Here is a 6,009-nt window from a genome sequence, read left to right on the forward strand (position 1 = left end):
TTTTCTTCAGAGACAATTGTGCGAATTGCGAGTTTTTCCTCAGGCACTTCGGACTTGTCTTCGATCCAATCGATATGACCCTTGAAGGCAGCGCCTTTCTGATCGGTAACTGAAAAATTGAACGTGTAATCGGACACGCCAAGCCCGTCCGGGCCGGCATATTCAGTTTCCTCACAAAGCCAGTTACCGACAATATTCATGGGTTCGGCGGCGGTGGCAGAGGTGCACAGAGCGATCAACAGTATAGTCGACGTAATCGGGCAGCGCATAAATGTCTCCAGTCACGATGCGTTCCCGGGCGAGCGTACCCTCAAGCAGTCCAGCTGGCCATACGTCTTGACTGAGGCTGTTGATACCATTGCTGCTGCTGGCAAACCTGCCTTTGAACTGTCATGGTGACTAAGAGGTAGTGGGTCCAATGGGATGCTTCGACTGATACCATGCAGTATTTGCAAGACATGGTTTTAGATTGCTGGATCCAAATTCGAGTTCTGCAAGAACTTTATTCAACTAACTATTGACGGCCTGAAATGAAAGCGGTACCAGATGCCCCTTGGGGTTGCTAGGTTGGGCTAAATAGTTGAAATATAGAGCAGATGTAGACGGGCTGCGTGCGGTCGCCGTTGTCTCGGTTGTTGTCTATCACATAGGAAACAGTGTCGGAATAAACGGGTATCTTGGTGTTGATATCTTTTTTGTCATTTCCGGTTTTCTGATTACAAGCATTATTTACACAAAGCTGTCTGAAGGTCAGTTTTCGCTCAAGGAATTCTACATTCGAAGAGCCTGTAGAATATTGCCTGCATTGTTCACGGTTATTCTGGTCACGAGCATTTTGGCATCGCAGGTATTGCTACCCAACGAAGCATTGCCGTTTGCACGCAGTGTATTTGCCGCCACCTTCTTCTTTTCAAATATTCTGTTTTACAGCGAGTCCGGTTACTTTGATTCCACGGCGGAATTGAAACCACTGTTACATACATGGTCACTGTCGGTAGAGGAGCAATTTTATATTGTTTTCCCGCTATTGATGTTGGTCGCATTTGCGCGCGGGAACAAGTTTTTAAGAAATTCTATTTTGGCGCTTTTGGCTGTCTCGTTGTTATGGAATATGAGTTTTCCGCGTGTGTTTTCCGATAGCAATTTCGCGTTTTTCATGTTCCCGGTAAGGGCATGGGAACTCTTGGCGGGTTCCCTACTTGCCTTATCGCCTAAGGCGCAAAACCTGCTCAACTCGCGCATGGCCACGACACTGAGCATTCTGGGTGGCTTACTCGTATTGCTTGGATTTATTGTGAAGTATCCAGGCGATTTTTCCTATGTTTTCTATACCTTCCCGGTTGTACTCGGTACGTGCCTGATAATTTTTTCGGGAAGCGGATCGACGCTACCTGTCGTCAATCGCTTCCTGGGGAACAAGATTTTTCTGTTCTTCGGCAGGATTTCGTTTTCATTGTATTTGTGGCATTGGCCGATTTATGTACTGCTGCTCTATCACAATTTTGGACGCCTCAGTGACCTTGAGCGATCTCTTGTCGGGCTGTTGTCCGTTGTCTTGGCGTATCTTTCCTGGAGGTTTGTGGAACAGCCGTTCCGAAAAGCGCCTATGGAGAACTTGTGGCCAAAGGCGAGGACAGCAATTGTCTCATCAGCAATAATACTCTCGGCTTCGGGATTTACCGTCGTTTCGGATGGACTCTATCCTTGGACCGATCACAAATTCCAACGGTTCGTGAATGTCGAACTGGGGGGAGACTACGAATTCGCGAAGTTCGATGGACTGAAAGCGCAAGTTTTAGGTGTTCCAGCAGATCATGAGAAAAGCACGGTGGCACTTGTCGGCGATTCACATGCGCTTGCCATTGCACCTGCCATCGATGACCTCAGCACCCAAGCGGACAGGACCGCTTTGTTTTTTACAAACGGTTGTGTCGCCATTGAAAAAAAACTGCTGGAATTGGAAAAGGTCAGGAATTGCGTGAACCTGTCTATCAAGCAGGCAGACTACCTGGCTGATCAACCGGGCATCGAGACCGTTATCCTGGCGAACCGCTGGTATTCGAAGACGGTTCGTTGGGTTGAGGCGTGGGGCTTGGAGCAGAAAGAGGCTTGGGCGCTTCGAGAAAGCAGCCTAAGGAACTTCGTCAAGAAACTGACCGCCTCGGGCAAAAAAGTTGTCATTCTTGCGCAAGTTCCTCTGGTTGATACAAGGTTCAAGAAAAGTCTGCCATCTGTTGTTGCCCGAATGATCAAGCAAGATCACAGTGACCTTGAGAGCCTATTTCCCTTGCGGGAAAGTTATCTGAACAGGAATCGCGATGTTCTGGACTTGTTGGAAAGAATTGCTGATGGCACTGGGGCGGTTGTGTTGTACCCGCATGAAACACTGTGCCAGAGCTCGATGTGCCAAGTCTATGACGATGAGGGCATGATTTATTGGGATGACGATCATCTGTCTGTGTACGGCGCTCAAAAGATTTCTCCGCTGTTTGAACCGTTCATTCAAAGGACAGAGCCTGAGGTCGCCGGTAAGGGCAAACCTGACCAGGGGACCATACAATCGATTGAGCAGACTGCATTTTGAGGCTGTTGCTGTCGCCTTGATAATCGGATCGCTCAATGGCGAACTTTAATCAGCTCAGTACGAATTCGTGTTCGGCGTAGCCTTGCAGATAGAGCAGGGCGGTCAGGTCGCCGTGATCGACGCGAAAATCCGCAGCTTCGGCAACGGCGGGCTTGGCGCGGTAAGCGACACCGGCTCCGGATCGTTCGATCATGGCGAGATCGTTGGCGCCGTCACCAACGGCCAATGTCTCATCGAAAGACAGTCCGTTTTCAGCAACCAGATATTCCAGGCGCGCACGTTTGGCATCGCGCCCCAGGATAGGTTCCCCGACTTTGCCCGAGAGCTTGCCGTCAACTTCAATCAGAGTGTTGGCCTGGTTTTCGTCAAAGCCGATCATGTCCGCAATAGCGCTGGTGAAATGCGTGAAACCACCAGAGACCAGTGCGCAATATGCACCGTTTGCTTTCATGGTCTGGATCAGGGTCCGTCCGCCGGGCATCAGGGAAATGCGGTTGCTCAGGACAATATCAATTGAAGAAACCGGCAGTCCCGCAAGCAGACCGACACGCTCTCTCAAGGCTGGTTCGAATTCAATCTCGCCGCGCATGGCGCGTTCGGTGATTTCGGAAATCCGGTCTTTCAGTCCCAATTCCGCCGCCAGTTCGTCAATGCATTCCTGGCGGATCATGGTTGAGTCCATGTCAGCGATCAAAAGACGTTTTTTGCGTCCCTCTTCGGGTTGCACAAAGACGTCTGCAGGTGCTTGACCGACAATTTCACGTAAAATCGTGTCGGCGGCACTTGCGTTCGGGCCCTCAAAACGGATATCGGCTGCAACGCCAGGATTGAGTATTCTTGATGTTCCAGTGACACCGAGTGCATCCTCAGCCCGGCGAACCAGCTCCTCGTTCACGGCGGGAGCAGTCGGGGTCGATACCAGAGTGGCAACTAGAGACATGAATGAATCCTTGGCAGGCGATCAGGAACGAACGAACGGCAAACGTGCCATCCTGATAGCGGGCCCAACTGCAAGCGGCAAGTCCGCTTTGGCTCTTAAACTGGCCAAAGACCGGAACGGCGTGATCCTTAATGCCGATTCCATGCAGCTTTATGAAGATTTGCGTCTGGTCAGTGCCCGACCGTCACTTGAAGATGAAGCGGCGGTTCCGCATCGCCTCTACGGAGTGCTACCGGCATCAAAGGCCTGTTCGACCGGCGAATGGCTGCGGATGATTTCAGATGAGCTCGACACCGTCTGGTCTCACGGGAACCTGCCGGTACTTGTTGGAGGCACAGGGCTTTATTTCAAGGGACTGACGGAAGGGTTCGCCGAACTGCCTGAAATTTCGATCGATCACCGTCGTGAGGCGAGGGAACTGGCGGACCGGGAGGGCGTTGAAGGGCTAAAGGCAGCGCTTGTAAAGCAGGGGGATGCGCAAGCTGCCGCAAGCCTCAACGATCCGCAGCGGCTGGCGCGGGCACTTGAGGTGGTGATTTCGACCGGAAAGCCGCTTTCCCTCTGGCAGAGCGAACAACAATCCGCGCCATTGTTGCGAGGAGATCAATGTATCCGGATCGTTCTGGCTCCGCCGCGCCCCTGGCTTCATGAACGGATAGCCCAAAGGTCTCGCCTGATGTTGTCTGTTGCAGGGCAGGAAGAAGTCAGGTTGTTGCTTGAGCAAGGGCTTTCGCCGTCAATTCCGGCGATGAGGGCCATTGGAGTTGCCGAAATCGGTGCCTATCTTTTGGGCGAAACCGATTTGGAAGAAACCATCCACAGGCTGACTGTTGCAACGCGGCAATACGCGAAACGACAGGAAACCTGGTTTCGGAATCAGATGGCAGACTGGCAACGGTTTGATCCATCAGCCGAAATCGATTTGTCAGCTATCCATTGGCTGACATGACAATGGTGCGTCAACCTGTGGGATGTGCAGTGCAGCGAGCTGTATCACCATAACTTGTTGGTATTACGAATATATTTTCGCCATTTTTATTCCTATACTCCAGCGTGCCTTCGGGTTGGCACAATTCAGGGTTACATATCCGGCGTGCTCGACGGGGATCGCAGAGGTCTCCTCGCTGCTGGACAATACCCGATTGCATGGGAGGATCACGTGCAGACGATATTTCTCGAATGCCGCTCAGTGCAGCTTGTTCCCTTATCTCCAACCGATATTAATCTCGTCAAAGACCTTCACTCAGATCCTTATGGAAATAGATGTTCTGAATATTCGACAAATTGCACGATTGCGGATGCTGCGGCGCTGGTCAGGGCCGCGTTGAAGAATCAGGCTGATCTTGGATTCGCCAAATGGAAGGCCGTGTCGGAAGACGGTAAATTTCTGGGCTGGGCCGGTTTCACGCCGGTCAGCGAAACTTCCGAAATCAGTCTGAATTATTGTCTCTTGAAGGATGTCCTGGAAGAGGACAAAAATCTTGCCAAGAGCCTTTGTGCGGAATTGGCCAATTGGTTTTTCAAGAATACCTATTTTTCTCATCTTGTCGCCGTTGTGCGCACGGATAACCGGGATATGCGTGATGTTGTCCAGCAAGCCGGTTTTTATCATCGCGAGAGCAAGGTGATTGGCGGGATGCAGGCGGATGTGTTCCAGTTGCTGAGCCCTTCGATGCAGTCTTATCTAATGAGTGCTTAGACAACCCCTCCGGGTCGACAGCATACCGGAGATTTCTGGGGCCGCGTTTCAGCGGCCCATTTTTTTGGGAAGAACCTGCTTGACCGAATACCTCTTGAAGACCGCGCGATTACGAGTTGTGCCATTTGTAGAAGCTGATTTTCCTTTAATCCTTGATCTCCATAGCGATCGTGAGGTCAATCGGTACCTTTCCCCCGGGCCCGCGCCGATGGCAGCGAACGAAGTGCGGGAACGACTGAAAACCTACATTGCAGATCACAGTCTCACGGGTATCAGCAAGTGGAAGGTGGAGACAAAAGAAGGGCTCTTTGTTGGCCGTACAGGGTTTTCGTACCTCAAGGACCCGGACGGATATGAGCTGGGATACAGTTTCAGGCGAGAAGTGTGGGGTCGGGGGTATGCCACTGAAATTGCAAAAGGGCTTACCCGTTGGTACTTCGAGCGAACCGAAGTAGACTATCTGATTGCCTATGCCTTGATGGAACATAAAGCTTCCTTGCGCGTGATGCAGAAGGCGGGTTTTCAGCATTGGCAGGATCGGGAAAAGCACGGTTGTCCCTGCAGGTTCTATCGGATTTTCAGAGAAGAGTTTGAACGTTCTCAGGCCATCGAAATTCGGAAGAACAGGTAATGAGCCAATTTGGACGCTGCGATAATCGCGATCCAAGCCGCGCATTCATGCCAGCCACTCGAAAAGATAGCCCGTTGTCAGAGAACCGGCGACTGCGAGGGCGAGAAACAAAAGGAACGGTTTCAGTTTCAGGACAGGGAAAATGGCGAGAGCCC

General features: G+C 51.4%; 6 protein-coding genes. 4 read left to right on the forward strand and 2 right to left on the reverse strand.

Features of this window, described 5'->3' with window-relative positions; genetic code table 11:
- On the reverse strand, positions 1–269 hold a 269-nt coding region (locus K5905_RS25370; protein WP_297589330.1), incomplete at its 3' end, for a hypothetical protein.
- Between the two features lie 311 nt (positions 270–580).
- Between K5905_RS25370 and K5905_RS25375 the strand changes: the two genes are divergently transcribed.
- Positions 581–2,584 carry an acyltransferase family protein gene (locus tag K5905_RS25375; RefSeq protein WP_297589332.1) on the forward strand — a complete coding sequence of 668 codons (2,004 nt, stop codon included), beginning with the start codon at positions 581–583 and terminating at the stop codon, positions 2,582–2,584.
- 49 nt (positions 2,585–2,633) lie between these two features.
- Here the strand turns inward: K5905_RS25375 and serB are convergent, their stop codons facing one another.
- Positions 2,634–3,524: a phosphoserine phosphatase SerB gene (gene serB, locus K5905_RS25380; protein WP_297589334.1), complete on the reverse strand. Its 891-nt coding sequence runs from the start codon at positions 3,522–3,524 to the stop codon at positions 2,634–2,636.
- Between serB and miaA the strand changes: the two genes are divergently transcribed.
- The 3 genes from miaA (at position 3,523) to K5905_RS25395 (ending at position 5,854) form a co-directional block, all read left to right on the forward strand.
- A complete protein-coding gene (miaA, locus tag K5905_RS25385) occupies positions 3,523–4,473 on the forward strand; it encodes a tRNA (adenosine(37)-N6)-dimethylallyltransferase MiaA (RefSeq protein ID WP_297589336.1) in 951 nt (316 codons plus the stop codon). The two genes, serB and miaA, sit on opposite strands and share 2 nt — an antisense overlap.
- Positions 4,474–4,497: 24 nt before the next feature.
- Positions 4,498–5,223 (forward strand): GNAT family N-acetyltransferase, encoded by a 726-nt coding sequence (locus K5905_RS25390; RefSeq protein WP_297589337.1) that lies wholly within the window; start codon positions 4,498–4,500, stop codon positions 5,221–5,223.
- 118 nt (positions 5,224–5,341) lie between these two features.
- Positions 5,342–5,854, forward strand: coding sequence for a GNAT family N-acetyltransferase (locus tag K5905_RS25395; RefSeq protein ID WP_297589340.1), 513 nt, complete (start codon positions 5,342–5,344; stop codon positions 5,852–5,854).
- Positions 5,855–6,009: the final 155 nt, after the last annotated feature.

Source organism: Roseibium sp. (genome assembly GCF_025698965.1).
GTDB lineage: Bacteria > Pseudomonadota > Alphaproteobacteria > Rhizobiales > Stappiaceae > Roseibium.